Raw genomic sequence first — 20,514 nt, forward strand, 5'->3', positions numbered from 1 at the left:
TCGATTAACCTGCGGCAGCGCTTTGCGTGGGCATGCCAGCCAGGCTCGTGGTGAGACCTCTGCCAGATGCATCATTGGCGAAAACCTTACTCCTGAAATCGAGCGGCACTGTGCCGCGGCAAAGTATTCCCATTTTCTGCAACAAGCCGGCATGGCGTCCAACAGCTTTGTGTTTGCTGCTGGTAAGCTCTGCGGCGAGCTTCGCTGGGAACGCCATAGCCCTGAATGATGCAAGATTATTAGGTTAAGGATCAGCATGAAACACAACGGCAGCATCTTTTTAAGCGGTCAAAAAAGCCCCGCGATTTTTTTTACCGAGATGTCGGGTGATGGCAATGTGCCTGTAGCGATCAGGGAGTACATAGCCTGATGCAAGTGCATTCTGCGGGTCCTACGGCAATGCTGGTCAACTTATGGCGCTACCGACAACTTATCTGGGCTTCAGCCAAGCGAGAAGTGCTCGGGCGGTACCGCGGGTCGGCCTTGGGGTTGCTCTGGTCGTTCTTCAATCCCGTGTTCATGCTAGTTGTGTACACCTTTGTTTTCAGCGTGGTGTTCAAGGCCCGATGGAGCAGCGGCAGTGATTCAAAAGCTGAATTTGCCTTGGTGTTGTTTGCCGGATTGATGGTCTTCAACCTGTTCTCCGAGTGCATAAATCGCGCGCCGGGCCTTATTCTTTCCAACGTCAACTACGTCAAGAAAGTGGTGTTTCCGCTGGAAATCCTGCCCTTCGTCACGCTGCTGTCGGCGCTGTTTCACATGGGCGTCAGCTTGGTGGTGTGGTTGCTGGCCTATGTGATCCTGATCGGGCCGCCTCACCTGACCGTGCTTTATCTGCCGCTCATCCTGCTACCGCTGGCGTTGTTGATCATGGGGCTGAGTTGGGCGCTGGCATCGCTTGGCGTGTATCTGCGGGATGTCTCGCAGCTCATTGGCGTGGTCACGATGTCGCTGATGTTTTTAAGTCCGATTTTTTATCCAGTCACGGCACTGCCGCAAACCTATCGCTATCTGCTCTACCTCAATCCGCTCACTACCGTCATCGAGCAGGCCAGGGCGGTACTTTACTTCGGAGCGTCGCCGGACTTTGCCCTCTTGGCGGCCTATTTGGCGGCTACCTGCCTTGTTGCCTGGTTGGGCTTTGCCTGGTTCCAGAAAACACGCAAGGGGTTTGCTGATGTCCTCTGAAGTTGCCATTAAGGTCGAGAACCTTAGCAAGTGCTACCACATCTACGACCAGCCTCGCGACCGGCTCAGGCAGTTTGTGCTCCCTCCCGTACAGCGCACGCTCGGTATGCGTTCGCGCCAGTATTATCGAGAGTTCTGGGCGCTCAGAGGGGTGAATTTTGAGGTAAAAAAAGGAGAAACCGTCGGAATAGTCGGCCGTAATGGCAGTGGCAAGTCGACGCTCCTGCAAATGATCTGCGGCACGCTCAACCCGACTGACGGCAGCATTCAAACCCAGGGGCGAGTTGCCGCGTTACTGGAGTTGGGGGCGGGTTTCAATCCGGAGTTTACCGGGCGTGAGAACGTCTATCTGAACGCGGCGATATTGGGCCTCAGCAAAGAGGAAACCGATCAGCGCTTTGACGATATCGCGGCTTTTGCCGAAATCGGGACGTTTATCGAGCAACCGATCAGAAGCTATTCAAGCGGAATGATCGTACGGTTGGCGTTTGCGGTAGCCATCAACGTTGACCCGGACATTCTTATCGTTGACGAGGCGCTGTCGGTTGGCGACGAGTTGTTTCAGCGCAAATGTTTCTCACGCATAGAAACCATACGAAGCTCGGGGGCGACGATTCTATTCGTTTCTCACTCCGCATCAACAGTCGTGGGCTTATGTGACCGCGCTATCCTGTTGGACTCTGGGGAGCTGCTCGCGGTCGGAGAGCCGAAACGTATTGTCGGTAGCTACCAAAAACTCCTTTATGCGCCGGCGGCTACGCGAGAAGAGCTTCGTGAGGCAATGCGTGCCAATCGCCATGATCCGATCGGCGCCGAGCAGGAAGGTGACGCGCCGGTCGTGACGGGCAGCGCTTGCGTCAGCGAGAGCGCCGACGCCGATCAAGAGTCCTTTGATCCTGAGTTCGTACCCCAGAGTACGATCGTGTTCGAATCCCGTGGGGCGACGATCGGCGATACGCGGATCTTTACCCCTGAAGGCGTCCAGGTAAATGGGCTGGTGCGGGGGCGCACCTACCTTTTCCGTTACGACGTATCCTTCGACCAGCTTGTGACCAATGTCCGTTTTGGGATGTCGATCAGGTCATCCAGCGGAATGCCCTTGGGCGGTGGATTATCTGCCTCGAGGCCCACCGACGCGATTTTAGTGGTCGAGCCGGGCACCCGGATATCGGTCGAGTACTCCTTTAAATGTCATTTGAACCCCGGCGTGTTTTTCCTGAATGCGGGTGTGTTCGGTTGCGATGATTCGAAAGAAGAAATGGTGCTGCATCGCAAGGTTGATGTGGTCGCCTTCCGTGTATTGCCTGTCGTCGATAATCGAGCAACGGAACTGATCGATTTTGGCTTTGAATGTTCGGTGGAAATGAATGCATAGCTTGTTTGATGGTTTGCTGGTTTCGTGCCCGAATGACGGTGGACTTTTCTTGGTTCATGGGGGGAAGGCAAACCGTCTGGACTCTGCGGGTTGCACCGGCCTTGATGTCAGCGGGGCTTCCGTTCTGCTGGGGCTTCAGCCCGCCGGGTTGTCGTTGACAGGCCATCGCAATTGGTCGCTGACAGGTGACGCGAAGTTGGTCGATGACGTGCATGACGTCCTGTTTGATGGCGAGCTGTGCTACGTCGTTGGCACCACCGGAAACGAAGTTGTCTGCTTCAACGAGGCAGGCATCGAGACGCAGCGCTGGACGTTTTCTGAGCAGCCCGACTCCTGGCACCTGAACTGCTTGGCCCGCTGGAAAGACACCATCGTCTTTTCCGCCTTCGGAATGTCTGAAACAACCCGTGGATATAAAGGCAACACCCAGGGCGCCGGGTTTGTTCAGGATTTGTTCTCTGGGCAAAAATATATCGAGGGCCTGTCGCAACCCCACAGCCTGGTTCCTTACGGCAACAACCTGTTGCTTGCGAACTCCGAGACCAAGGAAATCCGTGAGTACTCGTCGGACGGCAAGCTTGTACGCGCCGCAGTCCTGGACGGGTATACGCGGGGTATCTGCGTAGTGGGTGAGCTGCTCTATGTCGGCTTGAGTTGCTCGCGCAATATCGACGAAGCTCACCTTTCGTCCGCCACGGTAGTGGCGCTGGACGTTACGACGTGGGTGGAGAAGGGGCGCATCAGTTTGGATGCCCTCGAAATCTATTCGATCGTCTCGGTACTTGATACAGAAGTGCTGCTGAATGCCTTGGGGCCGTTGAGCCAGAGTATTGTCGACCGACTGACCTCGTCGCTGCGCGACAGCAAGGGGCTGGCCGTAAGGCTGGAGCGGCGTGTCGCCGAATGTGATGAACAGTTGCAGGAGAAGGACCGTATCTGGGCGGCCCGGGTCGAGCAGGTGGTGGCTGATCATGCCGCGCTGGCCCAGCAAATTGTGATCGCCAAGGATGAGACGCTAGCGGAGCGTGTCGAGCAGATAGAAATTGATCATGTCGCGCAGATTCAGCGGTTGGCGCACGAGCGCGATGTAATGCTGACGGAAAAGGATCGGATATGGTCCGAGCGCCTCGGGCAGGTAGCAACGGAACATGTCGCAGAGGTTCAGCGAATTTCACATGAGCGGGATCTGATCCTTCAGGACAAGGATAAAGTCTGGTCGGCGCGACAAGAACATTTTGCCTACGTCGAGGCGCGGCGTACCGAAATGATGAAGCGGATTTCGCCCAACGTCAGCGTGGTAACGGTCAACTACAACGGTAAAGCGTTCTTGCGCGAGCTGATCGCGAGCCTCCTGCGCCAGACCTATCTGCCTGCAGAAATTATTGTGGTCGACAACGCCTCTCATGACGGCTCTGTAGAGTTTCTGCGTGAGGAGTTTCCCTCGGTCAAGGTCGTGCGTAGCGAAGTCAACCTCGGGTTTGCAGGCGGTAACAATCTGGGCGTGAGTGCCGCCACTTCTCCGTTGTTGGCGTTGATCAACAACGATACGGTGGTTTCCGACACGTGGCTTGAAGGGCTCGTGGCTACTTGGACGCAAGGCACCGCAGCGGGAGAGAAGGTGGGTGCCGTATCTCCTAAAATTGTTTATTTCAAACGGTTCCTGAAGATCAAGCTGCGTGCGCCGACTCAATCGCCAGGCGGTGACGATGGGCGGATGCTCGGGGTGGCGGTCGATCTATCGGAAACTGCATTTGTGGGCGTTGCCTACATAAAGCCTATCGTCGGCCAGGGTTTTTATCACGAGGAGCGCTGGCCCGAGGGCCGGGTCGTGCGTTGGACCGGCGAGACGGCCGAGTTGATGCTACCTGTAGGAGAGGCGCAACTGGGCGGGCCACTGACGCTGAGTGTCGTAGCGACTGCCATTGGGCGGCCTGAAGGCGTTTGCCTGGAAGTTGAATGCGACGGGCATTCGCTCGGCACTTGTCTCGTGCATGAAGGGTTCGCGCAGTTCCAGTTCGATGTCCCCGCCGATGTGGCAAATAACGCCGAGTGGGTTGTCAACAATGCGGGCAGCGCCCTTGATGGCCGAGGGAATGCTGCGGATATCGGGATCAATCAGCCCGATGCCGGGCAATTTGATCAGCCTCGGGAGCTGGAGGCTTTTTGCGGTTGCAGTGTGCTGATACCCCGCAAGCTGTTTATCGACCATGGCGGATTCGACGAGCGCTTCTTCATGTATTACGAAGATGCCGACCTTTCCTGGCGCATTCGCAAGGCGGGCTGGAAGCTTCTGTATGAGCCCCGTTCGGTGGTTCGTCACATTCATGCGGGAAGCAGTGGTGAATGGTCGCCGGTTTTTCGCTACCACGTGACGCGTAATTACTGGCTTAACGTTTTTAAAAATGCCGGGGCGAGCCACTTGGTGGTACAAACCGCTCGGTTTATCCGTGTGCTTGTGCGGGCAGTTCGAGTTAATAGACGTCTCGGCTTATTGTCGTGGCGCGGAAGGTCATTGAATGAGATGACGCCTCAGCAAATCGAGTTCAAGGCACTTCTGAAAGCGACGTTGATGCTTCCCGCTATTTTAGGGAAGCGTCTGCGGGTACTAATGCGAAAGGATCGCTAATGAAAATCGGCATTTACAATCGATACTGGAATACGTTTGGTGGCGGCGAAAACTACACGGGTTCGGTAGCTGAAATATTGTCCAGAGACCACGAAGTTGAGTTGATATCGATTGAACCTGTGGACTGGAGCCGTCTGGAGTCAAGGCTTCACTTGGATCTGTCCCGATGCACCATGCGGGAATGGCCGAACGAGCCATGCGAGCGATTGTCGCCCCGTTCTTCGCATTACGATTTATTCGTCAACAGCACTTACTCATCATCGCTGATGCCGCGCGCGAAGAAGTCGGCATTGATTTGTTATTTTCCACATCGTGTCGATGCCTTGTCGTCGATGCGTGGGCGAGCCGTGCAATGGGTTCGCGAACTTGTGCGCGGCAGCAAGAGAGACTTACTGCGTATCGGCCGTCGGCGAGGTGACGTCATTACGCCAGTTGCCGGGGTGTATGACGTTGAGCCTGATGGGCGTGCCTGGATCAGTGCCGAGGCTATTTTGATGGTGGCTGGCGCACAGTCCCGCCCTGTGAGGATTCCTCTGTGGCCAGAGGCCTACAACGGTATTGAAATGATTCGACTGGATGGCGAAGAGCTGCCTTGGCACATGGAAGGCAATATCCTGCACGTGCCCTGCAAGCCGAATGATAAGCGCCATAGCCGTCTTCTTTCGATTTTTTGCAAGCCGGTCGTGATGAGCGAACTGGCGCTTTCATCCGACTCTCGACAGTTGGGCGCTTGTATCGACACGCGCTCGCTCAAATGGGGAAGTGAAGGGGCTCTTAAACGACACAGTCCGCGTGATGCGCTGCGAGCTTATGACCGGATCATATCCATATCGAATTTCACGTCGGAGTGGATTGATCGGCGCTGGCAATTGCCCTCCACCGAATTGCAGCCGCCGATCGACACTAAACTCTTTGGCCTCGACGGTCCGCCTGCAAAAGAAAAAATCATTCTTACCGTCGGGCGTTTTTTTGCCGGGGGCCATAACAAGAAGCACCACGAGATCGCGAGCGCATTTATTCGCCTGCGGCAGGAAGGCGTCATTCCAGACGGCTGGCGCCTGGTATTTGTTGGCTCTCGGCATCGTGAGCACCAGATGCATCTTGATTACTTTGATCGCCTCACGGAACTGTGCGCGGGCCACCCCATTGATATTCTTCCCGACCTGCCTTTTGCTGATCTGCTGACCTACTATCGCAAGGCGTCGATATATTGGCACGGTGCTGGCTGGGGAGAGCGCGTCGAACAATTTCCGGAGCGCTTCGAGCACTTTGGCATGACCACCTGCGAGGCTATGGCTTGTGCCTGTGTTCCGGTAGTATTCGACGCGGCCGGCCAGCGGGAAATCGTCGCCAGTGAGGATCTTGGGTTTCGTTATTCGACTTACGAAATGCTGGCGACTCAAATGGGGATGTTGGTTAACGCTTCGCCTGAAATGCTGGCGCAAATCGGTGAACGAGCGCAAAAGTCCATCGAGCGCTTCGCGCGTGCCAATTTCCAGGCAAGAGTCAGGGAAGCATTTCGTGGGCTTGCGTATTAGCCACGTCGCTCGCTGATTGGCTTGTTGAACCGTTGAATGATCTGGTCGGCGCCCGGTTTATCCCAAGCGGCAAGGGTCGCAGAAGTGGGTGCGCGGTACCGTCCTGTCAGCCGATATCGTCAATGGATGCTTTGGCGTGGACGTTACCCAATGTCCCGTGAATATAAAGGAATGCGAGTACGTGAGTTCTATCCGAAATAAGCTGAGTGCCAAGGCTCCCTGGTGGCGCGCAAACGGGACTTTTCCGCTGGGGCTCCAGGTCCTGCTGGCCTGTTTAATGTGCGTAGTTCTCATCGTGTTCCTTACCGGTAAGCCTGCGAGCGCTCTGACCGCGCTTTGGGGCAATATCTATGAGGTACGCAACGCCGCAACCATCGTAGTGGTGCTCACCCTCGTTGCATTTGTCGCTACCTTTCGGCCTCATCCGGTCAATGGCGTAGTGGCGGTACTTGCAGCGTTTGTCCTCATGGCGGGGCCGGTCGCAACGTTATGGGCATTGGCCGCAAGCTTCGTTGCCGCCGCGTTGGGGTATCAGCTTATTGGGCTGAAGGCACGCGCGCAGCTTGCCCGCTCGGACCTGGCGCGTATAGCGCTGGCATTCTGGGTGGGAAAAGCGATGTTTTTGCTCATCCTCGCCGCACTCAGTTTTTTCCCGATCAATACACGTTTCATGGAAGGCGCGCTGATGGGCGCGCTGTTGCTGCTTTCTCCGATTGGGCGTGGCGAGGTCGTGCGTGTGCTGCGCGAGCTTCTCGTTTCTCGTCCAAGGCAATTGAGAGCGGTGGGGGGCTGGAAAGTTCCGCGGTTCTTCCTGCTTCTGTCCATCATGCTGTTAATTGTGGCGTCCGTGCATCCCGGGTTTGACGGGGACGCGATGACGATGCATATGCGCATCGCCCGTGAGATGCAAAGCAAGGGCATGTGGGGTTACGACGTCCGTGAGTACGTATTTGCGGTCATGCCACTCGCGCCTCAGCTTAATTTCAGCGCAATGTTCATTGCCGGGAACGTCGAGGCGGTCAAGGTTGAGCTTGTACTGCAATTTCTCGTCATGCTGGCGCTCGTCGCTACGGGCGGCGGTTTCCGTTTGCGCCCCACCGGCGTGGCCATGGCGGCGGTGTTGGCCTTTGTGCCGATGTTCGTGCGTGAGGTTTCGGGGTTGTTCATCGAGGTGACCCTGTGTGGTTTCATCCTCGCATCGGCGGTCCTGTTAACGTCTTCGCTGCGTCACAAATCCATCGAGTTGGCGTTGTTGGCGGCTCTGTGCGCGGCAGGCGCCAGTGCGACCAAGACGTTCGGCTTGCTGCTGGCGCCAGTGATCCTGGCGGTGCTGGTGGTCAATTGGCGCGAGATCGGCAAGACCACCGATCGGCTTCGTTTGTCGCTGATCCTTTTGGCTGCATTGGCGCTGGCACTGTTTTTTTACGTGGTGGCGTGGCTGAAGACCGGCAACCCACTCTTTCCGTTCTTTAACGGCGTGTTCAAATCACCCTACTGGGATCCTATCAACTTCCTGGATGGTCGTTGGGCTGGTCACCTCAGCTGGGACTTGCCCTGGAAAATGACCTTTGAATCGTCCCGCTACGAGGAATCCAGTGATGGTTCCATGGGGCTGATAATCTTGTTTTTGTTGGCCTGTGCGGGAAGTTTGGTTGCGGTGTGCCGGCGCAACCTGCTGGCGTTGGTGCCATTGGGTATCGGGGTGATCTACCTGGTTGCGGTTGGTGCCCAGATCCAGTATCTGCGTTACTTTTTACCGGGTATGGCCCTGCTGGCGATGAGCATCGCCTACTACCTGCATATCGTTATCAAGCGGCCACAAAACGTATTGTGGATGATCATCCTCGGTTGCCTGTTTGCCGCGAATCTGTTCGGGTTGCCGGCGAGCCGCTTTGTTAACGGGATGATGCATATTCCAGCGATGAACATGCTATCGCCGAGCCCTTATCGTGGAGTGACATCGGCAAATTACGCCGAAGAAATGCTCAACGCCCACCAATACATGGGCAATATCCTCGCTGCTTCGCTGCGCAAAACCCCCACGGTATTGCTGCTGGGTTGCCCTTATGGCGCCTATTTCAAAGGTCGAACCATTTACACGACGTGGCACAACTACAGCTGGGCGAGCCGGCAATCACAGTTGCTCGATACTGCGCAATTCGCACGTTACCTGGCGGAAAACCAAGTAAGCCACATCGTTATGGATGGCTGTACGACGCCAGAAGTACGTGCGGCGCTTGGCCCCTACATCCAACAGCATTTCCCGCGAATGGCGGAGTTGTGGGGTGTGGAAATGTATGAAGTCACCCAATGATGTGCAAGGGCGGATGCACCTTGCGGAGCACGCTGCCCGCACGCTTGGCTAACGGTCAGTCTCGTACTTGCAAACGGAAAAATTATGACCATGACGAATAGTTCTCCACCCAAAGTAGCCGTGGTGATTCCTTGCTATAAGGTCAAGAACCATATTCTTGGCGTGATTGGCGGAATCGGTCCTGAAGTGGTGCGTATCTATGCTATCGACGATTGCTGCCCTGATGGTTCGGGTGATTTCATCGAGGCCAACTGCACCGATGAACGGGTGACTGTTCTACGACATTCCGAGAATCAGGGCGTTGGTGGTGCGGTGATGACGGGCTATCGAGCCGCCATTGACGAGAATATGGAAATCATTGTGAAGGTCGATGGTGATGGTCAGATGGACCCGAGCCTGATCCCTGATTTCATTGCGCCGATCCTCGCCGGTGAAGCCGATTACACCAAGGGCAATCGTTTTTTCGATTTGGAAGAAATTCGGGCAATGCCACGTATGCGCTTGTTCGGCAATGCAATGTTGTCGTTCATGACCAAGCTGTCGTCAGGTTATTGGGATCTGTTCGATCCCACCAATGGCTATACCGCTATTCATGTGACAGTGGCCAGGCACTTGCCTTTCAAAAAAATAAGCCATCGTTACTTTTTCGAAACGGACATGCTGTTTCGGCTGAACACCATCCGCGCGGTGGTGGTGGATGTGCCGATGAATGCCAAGTATGTCGACGAAGTCAGCAATCTGAAAATCTCCAAGATTGTCGGCGAGTTTCTGGTCAAGCACGTGCGCAACTTCAACAAGCGAATCTTTTACAGCTATTACCTGCGAGACATGTCTGTCGCTTCCCTGGAGTTGCCGCTGGGCCTGCTCTTTCTGGGTTTCGGGCTTTTGTACGGTGGCTACCATTGGGTGAGTTCCGCCCAGATGGGCGTGCCCACACCGGCTGGAACGGTAATGATGTCGGCGCTGCCGATTATCGCCGGCATACAGTTTCTGCTGGGGTTTATCAGTTACGACGTAGCTTCGGTTCCCGTGCGCCCCCTTCACCGGAGTATTCGCAGACCCGGCGTCAATAATGTGGGGCCGCGCGTATAAGCTGCCTTGCGATTTGCAGGGCAGGGGGCAAGTCAGGTCGGGCAGTCGGAAGACGTGCCCGCCCTGGAACTGATTACCCGGCGCCTGGCCGGCAGGTTGGCTTCATCGATTATTGAGCAGCAGTGCCATTAAGTGTTTGACCGTCATCTCGATGTCCAGATCCGACGTGTCAAGCTTGAGGGCTGGCTGTTCGGGCGCTTCGTAGGGGCTGTTGATACCCGTCATGTTCGGCAACAGACCGCTTCGCGCTTTTTTGTAGAGCCCCTTGGGGTCACGTCGCTCACAGATGTCCAGTGGCGTGTCCACAAACACCTCGATGAAGTTGTCCTCTCCGATCAATTGCCGCGCCATCTCGCGCTCGGCCCTGAAGGGGCTGATGAAGGCTGTCATTACGATCAGGCCGGCATCCATCATCAGTTTGGCGACTTCGGCCACTCTACGAATGTTCTCTACCCGATCAGCGTCGGTAAACCCCAAGTCCTTGTTCAGGCCTTGGCGAACGTTGTCACCATCCAATATGTAGGTGCGCTTGCCTTGAGCGTGGAGTTCTTTTTCCAGCGCGTTGGCAAGGGCTGACTTACCGGAGCCGGAAAGGCCGGTAAACCAGATAACTTTCGCGGTATGCCCGTTGAGCCGCTCGCGGTCTATACGGCTGATGCTCAACGCTTGGCGATGTACATTCTGGGCCCGGCGCAGGTTGTGCCGGATCATGCCGGCGGCCACGGTGGCTTGGGTAAAAGGGTCGACCAGGATGAAGCCACCCAGCGTCTGCGATTGTGCATAGGGCGCAAATACCAGCGGCTTACTGAGGGCCAGGTTCGCCACGACAATGTCATTGAGCCTGAGTTGTCGGCACGCTTCGTGTGCTTGAGTGTTTACATTCACCCGGAACTTCAAGGTGGTGATGCTGGCAGCGGCCCACTGGGTGGCGAGCTTCAGATCATAAGTCCGGCTGATCAGCCCTGCTTCGTCGGCCATCCATACCAGCGTGGCTTCGAATTGATCCGTCATTTCCAACGGCTGATCTGCCCGCGCGATCACATCCCCACGAGAGACGTCCACGTCCTGATCCAGCACCAGCGTTATCGCATCCCCAGCACTGGCTTTGGGCTGGTCGCCATCAACGGTTAAAAGCCGCGCGATTTTTGCGGTTTGCCCTGAGGCGGTAATGCGTACCTGGTCACCCAGGGCCAGTTCACCGGATGCAAGTGTGCCGCTGAAACCCCGGAAATCGGCATTGGGGCGGTTGACCCATTGCACTGGAAACACCGTTTTATCGCCGCTGGAGCGCGGGGCCTCGATGGTTTCCAGGTGGCTGATCAAGGTTGGGCCCGTGTACCAGGGCGTGTTGGCTGACCGAGTGGTGATGTTGTCGCCCTTGAGCGCCGATAACGGAATGGCCGTCAGGGTTTGAAAGCCCAGTGATTCGGCCACCGTTTGGAAGGTCGCCCGGATTGTGTCAAAGACCTGCCGGTCGTAAGCCACGAGATCCATCTTGTTAATGGCCAAAATGATGTGGCGGATACCTAGCAGCGACGCCAGGTAGGCATGCCGTCGAGTCTGGGTGAGCACGCCTCGTTGAGCATCGACCAACAACACCGCAACATCGGCGGTTGAGGCGCCTGTGACCATGTTACGGGTGTACTGCTCATGCCCCGGGGTGTCGGCGACGATGAACTTGCGCCGAGGCGTCGAGAAAAAGCGATAGGCCACATCGATGGTAATACCTTGTTCACGCTCGGCAGTCAGCCCGTCGACGAGGAGTGCGAAGTCCAGCTCATTGCCCTGCGTACCATGGCGTTTGGAGTCGATCTGCAGGTCACGTAGCTGGTCGTCGAAGACGTGCCGGGATTCCCAGAGCAGGCGGCCAATCAGCGTACTCTTGCCGTCGTCCACGTTGCCGCAGGTAATGAAGCGCAGCAAGTCTTGATGGCGCTGCTGCTCGAAGAGGTCAGCCAGGCTCAGTGTGTGTGGCGCGGGTTGAGGCTTGCGCAGGCGCGATTTGATAGTAGGCATATTCAGACTGACTCGGGTTGAGCAGGCAGCGCGGAACATGCAGCCAATTGCTTGGCCAGTTCCTGTGCAAGCTGCTGTGCGTGTACGCGCAATTCAGGTACGGCGATGGCTTCCCAGTGGCGCGCCTTGAGCATCGGGCCCACGTACCACAACCCCTTTACTGCATGCCCCTGCGCACCGATGAGTTGATATCGGTCATTGATCTGGAGGCCCAAGCCGCAAGGGGAAGGGGTCAGCAGTTGGTCTGCGACCAGTTGTTGAAACAAGCGCTGCGATCTCGGGCCAATCGCCATACTCGGGCCGGTGCAATTGACGATCGCTGTCACCGCAAGTGTTTGCGCGGCCTGTTGGCCCCGTGGCCTGAGTTCAATGCTCAGCTCACCAGCGGCGCAAACGTGCATGGCCAATAGTCGTGCCGGCAGCACCTGCACCTTCTGTGTCTGGAGCAGAGCGTTCAGGCGGTCGGCGGCCTGCGGCGCCAGGCGATGGCGATGCACGTCCCAGAAGGCCACCGCATGGCGTAGGAACCGCCGCCGTTCGACCAGCGATAGTGCTTGCCAGAGCCGTGGCGTGTGGGGGCGAAGCTGGTTGAGTACATCACGCCAGTCCCCCCCTGAGTCGGCGTGGCGCGCGACCTCTTGCCGCAGTCGGCGCAGCAGCGTGCGCATACGCAATGGCGCCTCACCCAGGTATTCCGGGTACTGGCCAACGGGGGGCGGGTTGGGGTTCAGTCGATGAGGTTGAGGCAAAAGCCCATGCCGTGAAAGCATCGTGATCATGCGCGGTTGAGCTTGCTGCGTCAGATGAAAGAGCGCGTCCACTGCGGTGTGGCCGGTTCCGATAATCAGAACGGATGCGTCGGGCGCAAGCCGGTTCATGCTGTCGAAGTCCCAGGCGTCTATCACGAAAGCACGCGTCTTCTCGTCCAATGCCAGTGGGAAGCGTGGCAACTGATGCCCCATGGCCAGGACCACATGCGCGGCAATAAAGCAGTGTCCCGACGCGAGATTGACCGTGAACCCGTCTTTGGCCGGGAGCGCGTGAACCTCGTCGACTTCCCCCTCCACCGCATGAAAGCGCTCGGGGTGTGCTGAAACCGCTGTGTGCAGGCATTGCTCCAGGTAGCGTCCGTAGAGGCGGCGCGATACAAAGCTGCCTGGGTTGATCGACGGGTCAATGCCCTGGCAGAACTCGACGAAGTGCGAGGGTGTCTCGGCAAACGCGCTCATATTGCCGGCAGGCACATTCAGAATCTGATTGTCGTCGTTGCTGCGATAGGCAAGGCCACGACCCAGTGCCGATGCGGGGTTGACCAGCGTGATCGAGAGGCTTTGACCGGCGGTGGCGTGCAATAGATGAATCGCAGTGAGCGTGCCACTGAATCCCCCGCCGACGATGAGTATTGAAGTCGAATGTGTGGGCATCAAAAGTATCCCTCCTTTTTTTTCTTCTCCATGGAGCCGGCGCTGTCGGCATCAATCACGCGGCCCTGGCGCTCGGACTGTCGGGTGTTGGCAACTTCCAGCAGGATGTCTTCCAGGGTTTGCGCATCAGACTCTATCGCGCCGGTGAGGGGGTAGCAGCCCAGCGTTCGAAAGCGCACTTTCTTGATCTGAATGTCCTCGCCCGGTAACAGCCGACACCGGTCATCGTCTACCATCATGGTCATTTCGGGCCGCACCACCACTGGCCGAGGCTGTGCAAAATAGAGCGGTACAACCGGGATTTTTTCCTGGTAGATGTATTGCCAGATGTCGAGTTCGGTCCAGTTGGAAAGCGGGAAAACCCGGATACTCTCACCCTGTTTTTTACGGGTGTTGTACAGGTTCCAGAGCTCCGGGCGCTGATTCTTCGGGTCCCAGCAGTGAGTGGCGCTGCGGAAGGAAAAAAACCGCTCCTTGGCGCGGGACTTTTCTTCATCGCGACGGGCACCACCAAAAACCACATCGAATTTGTAATGGTCCAGCGCTTGTTTGAGGCCCTCTGTCTTCCAGATATCGGTATGCAGGGCCGAGCCGTGGTCGAAGGGGTTGATGTTCTTCTCGATCGCCTGCGCGTTGGTGTGCACCAGCATCTCCATACCGGTTTCGCGCGCCATGAAATCGCGAAACAGGTACATCTCCTGGAATTTCCAGCGCGTGTCGATGTGCAGCAAAGGGAAGGGCGGCGCAGAAGGAAGGAAAGCCTTGCGCGCCAAATGCAGCAGGACGCCGCTGTCTTTGCCGATGGAGTACAGCATGGCCGGGTTTTGCGCCTCTGCGACGGCCTCGCGAATAACGTGGATGCTTTCGGCTTCCAGGCGTTTGAGGTGCGCAAAACGCTGCACCTCGGCGTGAGGGCTGGGGAGGTGCAAGTGCGCGGGGAGCACGGGTTTGAAGGTTTGTGGGCAGAAATGGATGTTGGCGTTCGGATGCATTGAACGTGTTACGCCGACCAACTGACCATGCGCAAAGAGCGCAATGGGTTTGCCCAGGTGCTGCTGAAGTGCGCCCAAGGCTTTTTGAATGACTTCATCTTCGGCGCTGGCGAGCGGTACCCAGAAGCGTGCGCCCCTGGCATCGTTGGCATGCAGTGCCGGCTTGCCGCTGGGCAGAGGGTAGAGTTGGGCAAAGAGCACACGGTCGCGCCGTTTGCGCGCCTGTTCGAGAGCCCAATGCAGAATGAGTTGGTTCGCAGGGCGATCCAGTTCGTCCCGCAGGTCGTGCTCTGACAGTTCGTTAGGAAGCAGGCCCAGCGTGTGAAGGCGTCGTTCTGCGGTGCGCTTGGTATCCGCCTCGCCCAACGCCTTGAGGTGCGCAAAGGCCCGCTCGGTATCCCAGACGTCTTCACTGTCCAAGCCGAGCAACGCGGCGTCAGCGGGTGTCGCAAAATGTGCCATTTCTAAATTGACCTGCTTTCTCTGCATGTAAAAAGCAATCTACGCTTTTTTTTGAAGCAGTAAAGCAAAGTGCGACATTTTGTGCTTTTACTGATGCAGGCATGCGGTGCCGGCAAGGAGGCCCATTGAAGGCGAATGCCCGCTGCCGAGAGGGTGGATGCGACCCCCCGGCTCAATGGGGGGCGATCATTTACGGTGGGTTCAAACCCGACAATTTTTGCTGCAACTCAGCAATAGCTTTTTGCATCGTAGGCCAATCGAGAAAGCCGCGTCGTTCGTAATAAAGAGGTTGCTGGTGCGGAGGCTGGTCCAGTCGCTGGCGATTGACATCTTGTAAGCGCTGGACGCCATGACACAGATAATGCCCGCCCACGAATGGAAATAAGCCCAGCCAAGTTTTCCATTGAGAAGGGTATGACAGGCAAAGCCTTATGTATCGAAGCCGATCTCGCCAGGCAATAGGTTGTTGTTCAACGGGCCCATTTTCTGGAAGTGGTGATAAGACGCGGAAGAATGGCCCCTTGCAATTTCGAGCATTGTAAAGGGAGTACTGCCTGACGGTGACCGAGGTCGCACGAGTCGTCAGTAACTCCACCGCAATAGCGTGCAACAAATCATGATCAGGGTGGCCGCCTTCCCAGGCAGGCACAAAACACGACTGAAGCGTTGAATGATCATTAAAGAAACCATCCAGCCAGTCTGCAAATACGCCAACATGTTGATGTAACTGACCATCACCAATTGACAATTGTCGGCCAACAAAAAGGATGTCGGTTGTTGCAACCCCTAATGTTTGGAGGACGGCTCGCGATTCCAGATCTCGACGGTCGGAATCAGCAGTGGCAGCCCCATCGGTGACATATACACAACGGACCCAACGGCCAGCTTTCAACTCGTGCTCGATTTGATGGAATACCCCGAACTCGTCGTCCTGGTGGGCCATCAAAAATATAGAACTTGGCTTCATGTCGGTACCCGCTATCAAGGTATATCAATGGTGTCGATATTGAGGTACTTGATTTTTTCCAAGAAGGCATTGTTTTTTTCTGTCTGCTCGGTAAGACATTTGTAGCCAAAACTTCTCGGTTCGAAAAGAAAACCTGGAACTTTGATAAAAAAGACGCCAGGCCGGTAGGCAGACAAGGTAATGACAAGTCCGGGATTGGAGGAGTACAACCCATCACTGCCGAGCAGATTGACCAAGGGTGGTTTTTTTCTAGTGAACCAACCACCGGCGGGTCTTGCCAGTTTCCATAAAGCATTCTGGTTCATCGGTTTTTTGAAAAAACGCCAAAGAAAGGGAATGCCCATGTACAAGTACAAGTTTCCATTCAGCGTCCAACCCAGGCCTTTCTCGCGTATTCTTCTGATGTTCTTATTAGGGTAGCCACAAACGATATCAATACCTTCCTCAACGAAGGATTTATACAGCCGTTTCCCAAGAATCACCGACGACCCTTTTTGGGTGCCGTCGGACATCGTGTCTGTCGAAAGAAAAACGGCGCCGTCTTCGTGGCTTAGTCGTAACCCACAGTACGCAGCCACCATGGTGCCTTCTTTGACCGAATAACAAATTCTCGAGTCGTTGAGCAAGTACTTCTGAAACACGCGGGTCGCATTGTCCTCGGAGCCTCCGAAGCATCTCTGGAATAAACGAGTCCATTGCGCAATCAGATCATTGCTATAGCTGTTACGCCTGACAATATGAATGCCATCATCCAATAAGTCACTCATGAGAAATTTCGTTCCTTTTGAAAACTATAAATTTCGATTGTGCATAACTAATGAGCACAAGAAGTACGTCGGACAGAATTTTGGCGACGACTTCCAGCGATGTGATCCATAGCATGGCAGACAGAATCAAGGCTGAAATTGGAATGTTCAGCGCCAGGAGCGTGAAATAACGTACCGCTTGCCTCGTCCGGCCCTTGGCGTCGATCACGCCAAAAGTGAAGGCTCGGTGTGCCGCGAACGAGAATAGCCCGGCTAAAACCTTGCTGATCATATTGGCAAGGAGTAAGTCCATACCGAAAATATTAAATAGCAGAAGGAATACGCTAAGGTCTGCGCCATAAGTTAGGCCCCCTACGAGCAGGTAGCGAGCGAACTGAATTAGACTTCGTTGCATTGAATTCCTGCGGATGCAGATCCGCTTGACAGTGGTGCTATCACAGGGTGCGCTTGGCGTGAGGGTTCCTTAATACATCAGTGAACCAACGCACATGGGGCTCACCTCTCTGTCAGCGGCTGGTTTTGGGCGAGTTGTCCAGAGTATCGCAGACACGTCGTAATCAATAAAGGGAAGGAGCTGAACGCATGCAGGATACGCGTATCCGCTTCACGAACCCGCGTTCAACGCACTTGGCTGCAACCGGATGCTGTGTTCCTGCTTCCCTCCTGGGCCAGTAAATCAGATGCGTCCCCACGCAAACGTCGAAAAAATCTATCTCTATCTCAGGCCTGCGGACTTCTGAAAAGTCCGTCGATGGCCTCGCCGCGCTGGCCGAGTTGGGCATTAAGGTGGCGGTGATAGCTTGTATTTTTCGTCTTCCTCAACAAGAGCAGGCATGCGTTCGGAACTAGGCCTGTTTGAGACCGCCAAGCAGCTCAACGGCCAAGAGCCTATATGTCACTGCGGGACGTACTGGAGCAGTTGCCGTATGCAATGCAGGATGGGCCGGCATCATGCCGCCCTCCCTCGCGGCCAGACCAAGTCAGAACTTGAAGTAGATAAACGGATTGAAGCCGCGCTCAACCACTGAAATGCAAGAGAGCACATACAGCACGAATACGTAGGCTCCCACAGTGACAGGCATCTTGAAGCTTCGCCTTCTCAAGCGATAGAACAGTTTGTCGCCAACAAGACAAATCAGAAAAGCAAGCGCAAGCAGGAAGATCACCTTGATATCGGCCAGGCCCATGTCGGCCGCCGTCCAAAAGGGGATAGTGGAATCCAGGCCTGTCATTGCTCGCCAGAATGAATTCATCTGAGACACGTTTTCCGCTCGGAACGGTACCCACAGCAGGGTAGCGAAAACAAACACAGGAAAACTTGCCATTCTCCACTTGTGAATTTTCAATACGCCTGCACGTTCCAGCGCTATCAGGCACCCATGCCCGAAACCCCATATTAGAAACGTATAAGCGGCACCATGCCAAAGCGCACACAGGCCAAACACAACGAACAAGTTACGGTATATCTTGAATGAAGTAGTACGGTTTCCACCAAGTGGAATATATACATAGTCGCGAAACCACCGTGACAGCGTCATATGCCAGCGCTGCCAGAACTCGGTGATGCTTTGGGCCGCGTAAGGTCGATTGAAGTTTCGAGGAAACCTGAACCCCATCATCCGCGCCATGCCTATGGCCATGTCTGTGTAACCGGAAAAGTCGAAGTAAATTTGAAAGGAATAGCAGACTGCGCCCAGCCATGCTGAATAGGTAGTAAGCACATGCCCCGGTACATGCACAGCATCGACAACAGAGCCCAATGGATCGGCTATCAGGATTTTTTTCGCAAGGCCGATTACGAAAATAACCATTCCCCAGAAAATATCACGGCTAACCAATACTCGACGTTTCACATCCAGTTGTTGCTTGACCTCAGAAAATCTAACCACGGGGCCAGCGATAAGGTGAGGGAACAGAAATATATAAATTGCGAATTTCTGAAGGCTTCTCTCGGGCAAAATTTGACGACGATAAACATCGGTCAGATAAGAAATAAAGTGAAACGTGTAAAAAGATATCCCAAGCGGTAGTGCAATCTCCCATCCACCCACTACAGACTGCGCAGGCATGCCGGTTACATCGCTGACCATCTGTGCGAAGAACAATAGATATTTAAAAAATATGAGGGGCGCAAGATTCGTAATGATGGAAATGATGAATACAATCTTTGCAAGTGCGGCTTTTTCGCTGCGCTCAAGCAATCGAGATATTACACCTGCGATAATCCAGTTAATCAGTAACAATAGCAGCGCTACTAGCGTTAAAGCTCCTGCGCCAAGCGCATAAAACGCGAAACTAGCAATCAATACAAAGCCATTCCTAAGCGACTTGGGCGCTAGGAAATATATCCCGTAAAACAAAGGGAAAAAGATAAACAGAAATGCCGGGGATGAGAAGACCATAATGCAAAGGCTCTTTTGTGATTTCTTGTATGGGCACAGACGCTATTTTTTAAACGACATCCAGTGCCCAGTAGATATATCCAATATCTGGACAATCAAATACTTGCACTTGCCACTCACCAGTTTAGGGATGTCCGAGAGTGGTCGCTCTCGATCAATTTTGGTAAATCTCTGAAAGTATTCAGAAATGCCTGACTGGACCATCCCATCACTAAAGCTATTCCCATACATGCAGGTGGCTGGCAGCAGCCCCTTGTCACTTAAATCATCAGTCTCAAATTCAAAGCCTGTAACCTTCGGATTGAGCTGTATTTTTTGATGAGTTACGGGCCAGTCGGGGACGATAAATGGTTCTGTAGCCGTGCGCGAAGAGTCTAGACGAGCAGAAAACCTGGCATCAGAGCCGACGTACGGTTTCTCTTCTATCTTTATGTCGTGATTCCATCGGTTATGGGTGCCTTCAAGCGCAGCGATTCGATTGACCACGTCTTTAGACACTGAGAGCGCAGCTGCCTCAGTCCAGTGAAAATCTTGCGTGTAGAATATTTGGTAATCATCCTTGATCGAGTTAAGGATTCCGTAGACATCTACCATGTGCAGCTGGGAGTCGACGCTAAGATCCTTATACAGCGCCATAAAATTAGTTTTTTCTGGGAGCTCCGGAGCAAAAAAAGGAAGCCTTGCACTATAGAAATAGGGCTTCTGCATCGGCATTACGACTATCACTGTAACCCCTTGCGCTTTCATTTCATCGGAAAAATATACAATACCTCGATGAATGATGTCTCTATTCGCCTGGGTTCTTAACATTGCTTCCATTGCTGGAATTCGCCGATCAACGAGGTTTCTTCCGTAGATTTCATTATCCTTTCCGAAGTACACCCTGGACGATGATCGAAAAAGCTGGTAGTCCAGTTCGTTCTTTCCCCGAATCATTAGATTGCGCAGACCTAAGTTGTCAGAAAACCACTTCTCAAAATTCGCGTAGTTTTTGTCAAGGTCAACGGGGCCGCCCACCCAAGTACTAGGAAAAGTCTGCAGTTTTCTCAGCTCTTGGACAGGCTCAACTTTAGCTGAATACCAGTCCGAAAATTTATTGAGATAATTACTACTAACTGTCGAAGTGACCCGATTGCCCTCTGTAAGCGACGGCAAGATCGCCAGCAGCGTAGGGATAAAACTAACGATAAAAACTGCACAAACTATAACCATCGACACTCTGTACCGCCAACGATTAAGCCTCGCTGTAGCTGTCTTCCGATGACTCATATCCCCAAGCGCCTTCGATTTTTGAAAGAACAATTTTTCGAGAAGGGCCGAAATCTACAGTATTTGCTTGCAACATTCCATG

The 20,514-nt window shown here is 54.6% G+C and carries 14 protein-coding genes; 6 read left to right on the forward strand and 8 right to left on the reverse strand.

Translation table 11 applies throughout. The features are described 5' to 3' along the window. The first annotated feature begins 369 nt into the window (after window positions 1-369). The 6 genes from KSS96_RS11460 (at window position 370) to KSS96_RS11485 (ending at window position 10,133) form a co-directional block, all read left to right on the forward strand. Window positions 370-1,188: an ABC transporter permease gene (locus KSS96_RS11460; RefSeq protein WP_017526942.1), complete on the forward strand. Its 819-nt coding sequence runs from the start codon at window positions 370-372 to the stop codon at window positions 1,186-1,188. Continuing rightward, window positions 1,178-2,563, forward strand: a complete 1,386-nt coding sequence (locus KSS96_RS11465; protein ID WP_017526943.1) for an ABC transporter ATP-binding protein — start codon at window positions 1,178-1,180, stop codon at window positions 2,561-2,563. The genes KSS96_RS11460 and KSS96_RS11465 overlap by 11 nt, the downstream gene beginning before the upstream one ends. After that, window positions 2,556-5,189, forward strand: coding sequence for a glycosyltransferase (locus KSS96_RS11470; protein WP_065878628.1), 2,634 nt, complete (start codon window positions 2,556-2,558; stop codon window positions 5,187-5,189). Before KSS96_RS11465 ends, KSS96_RS11470 begins: the two co-directional genes overlap by 8 nt. Beyond that, the gene (locus KSS96_RS11475; protein ID WP_017526945.1) at window positions 5,189-6,727 is read left to right on the forward strand and encodes a glycosyltransferase family 4 protein; all 1,539 of its coding nucleotides are present in this window, start codon (window positions 5,189-5,191) and stop codon (window positions 6,725-6,727) included. Before KSS96_RS11470 ends, KSS96_RS11475 begins: the two co-directional genes overlap by 1 nt. Before the next feature lie 181 nt (window positions 6,728-6,908). Beyond that, complete coding sequence (locus KSS96_RS11480) at window positions 6,909-9,041, forward strand: hypothetical protein (RefSeq protein ID WP_223496281.1); 2,133 nt, start codon at window positions 6,909-6,911, stop codon at window positions 9,039-9,041. 84 nt (window positions 9,042-9,125) lie between these two features. Further along, window positions 9,126-10,133, forward strand: a complete 1,008-nt coding sequence (locus KSS96_RS11485; RefSeq protein ID WP_017526947.1) for a glycosyltransferase family 2 protein — start codon at window positions 9,126-9,128, stop codon at window positions 10,131-10,133. 102 nt (window positions 10,134-10,235) lie between these two features. On the opposite strand, the gene cysN is transcribed toward KSS96_RS11485, so the two are convergent. The 8 genes from cysN to KSS96_RS11525 all read right to left on the reverse strand — a co-directional run bounded on the left by cysN (window position 10,236) and on the right by KSS96_RS11525 (window position 20,375). Then, complete coding sequence (cysN, locus tag KSS96_RS11490) at window positions 10,236-12,149, reverse strand: sulfate adenylyltransferase subunit CysN (protein WP_017526948.1); 1,914 nt, start codon at window positions 12,147-12,149, stop codon at window positions 10,236-10,238. 2 nt (window positions 12,150-12,151) lie between these two features. Further along, window positions 12,152-13,573: an FAD/NAD(P)-binding protein gene (locus KSS96_RS11495; RefSeq protein ID WP_217856319.1), complete on the reverse strand. Its 1,422-nt coding sequence runs from the start codon at window positions 13,571-13,573 to the stop codon at window positions 12,152-12,154. After that, the gene (gene cysD, locus KSS96_RS28095; protein WP_241665017.1) at window positions 13,573-15,027 is read right to left on the reverse strand and encodes a sulfate adenylyltransferase subunit CysD; all 1,455 of its coding nucleotides are present in this window, start codon (window positions 15,025-15,027) and stop codon (window positions 13,573-13,575) included. The genes KSS96_RS11495 and cysD overlap by 1 nt, the downstream gene beginning before the upstream one ends. A 190-nt stretch (window positions 15,028-15,217) precedes the next feature. Continuing rightward, window positions 15,218-15,994, reverse strand: a complete 777-nt coding sequence (locus KSS96_RS11505; protein WP_135196830.1) for a PIG-L deacetylase family protein — start codon at window positions 15,992-15,994, stop codon at window positions 15,218-15,220. A gap of 14 nt (window positions 15,995-16,008) precedes the next feature. Then, complete coding sequence (locus tag KSS96_RS11510) at window positions 16,009-16,761, reverse strand: glycosyltransferase family A protein (RefSeq protein WP_017526952.1); 753 nt, start codon at window positions 16,759-16,761, stop codon at window positions 16,009-16,011. Next, window positions 16,754-17,155 (reverse strand): GtrA family protein, encoded by a 402-nt coding sequence (locus KSS96_RS11515; RefSeq protein WP_017526953.1) that lies wholly within the window; start codon window positions 17,153-17,155, stop codon window positions 16,754-16,756. The genes KSS96_RS11510 and KSS96_RS11515 overlap by 8 nt, the downstream gene beginning before the upstream one ends. Before the next feature lie 586 nt (window positions 17,156-17,741). Further along, a complete protein-coding gene (locus tag KSS96_RS11520) occupies window positions 17,742-19,163 on the reverse strand; it encodes an MBOAT family O-acyltransferase (RefSeq protein WP_065878624.1) in 1,422 nt (473 codons plus the stop codon). 42 nt (window positions 19,164-19,205) lie between these two features. Beyond that, window positions 19,206-20,375 carry an alginate O-acetyltransferase AlgX-related protein gene (locus tag KSS96_RS11525; RefSeq protein ID WP_135196845.1) on the reverse strand — a complete coding sequence of 390 codons (1,170 nt, stop codon included), beginning with the start codon at window positions 20,373-20,375 and terminating at the stop codon, window positions 19,206-19,208. Window positions 20,376-20,514 lie beyond the last annotated feature (139 nt).

This window comes from Pseudomonas asgharzadehiana (assembly GCF_019139815.1).
In the GTDB taxonomy this organism is placed as follows: Bacteria; Pseudomonadota; Gammaproteobacteria; order Pseudomonadales; family Pseudomonadaceae; genus Aquipseudomonas; species Aquipseudomonas asgharzadehiana.

What these genes read in the sequence shown, in the direction of transcription:
- KSS96_RS11525 (WP_135196845.1), bottom strand. Translation starts at nt 20,375, where the DNA reads ATGGTTATAGTTTGTGCAGTTTTTATCGTTAGTTTTATCCCTACGCTG.
- KSS96_RS11505 (WP_135196830.1), bottom strand. Translation starts at nt 15,994, where the DNA reads ATGAAGCCAAGTTCTATATTTTTGATGGCCCACCAGGACGACGAGTTC.
- KSS96_RS11460 (WP_017526942.1), top strand. Translation starts at nt 370, where the DNA reads ATGCAAGTGCATTCTGCGGGTCCTACGGCAATGCTGGTCAACTTATGG.
- KSS96_RS11515 (WP_017526953.1), bottom strand. Translation starts at nt 17,155, where the DNA reads ATGCAACGAAGTCTAATTCAGTTCGCTCGCTACCTGCTCGTAGGGGGC.
- cysN (WP_017526948.1), bottom strand. Translation starts at nt 12,149, where the DNA reads ATGCCTACTATCAAATCGCGCCTGCGCAAGCCTCAACCCGCGCCACAC.
- KSS96_RS11475 (WP_017526945.1), top strand. Translation starts at nt 5,189, where the DNA reads ATGAAAATCGGCATTTACAATCGATACTGGAATACGTTTGGTGGCGGC.
- KSS96_RS11485 (WP_017526947.1), top strand. Translation starts at nt 9,126, where the DNA reads ATGACCATGACGAATAGTTCTCCACCCAAAGTAGCCGTGGTGATTCCT.
- KSS96_RS11510 (WP_017526952.1), bottom strand. Translation starts at nt 16,761, where the DNA reads ATGAGTGACTTATTGGATGATGGCATTCATATTGTCAGGCGTAACAGC.
- KSS96_RS11465 (WP_017526943.1), top strand. Translation starts at nt 1,178, where the DNA reads ATGTCCTCTGAAGTTGCCATTAAGGTCGAGAACCTTAGCAAGTGCTAC.
- KSS96_RS11520 (WP_065878624.1), bottom strand. Translation starts at nt 19,163, where the DNA reads ATGGTCTTCTCATCCCCGGCATTTCTGTTTATCTTTTTCCCTTTGTTT.
- cysD (WP_241665017.1), bottom strand. Translation starts at nt 15,027, where the DNA reads ATGGCACATTTTGCGACACCCGCTGACGCCGCGTTGCTCGGCTTGGAC.
- KSS96_RS11495 (WP_217856319.1), bottom strand. Translation starts at nt 13,573, where the DNA reads ATGCCCACACATTCGACTTCAATACTCATCGTCGGCGGGGGATTCAGT.
- KSS96_RS11470 (WP_065878628.1), top strand. Translation starts at nt 2,556, where the DNA reads ATGCATAGCTTGTTTGATGGTTTGCTGGTTTCGTGCCCGAATGACGGT.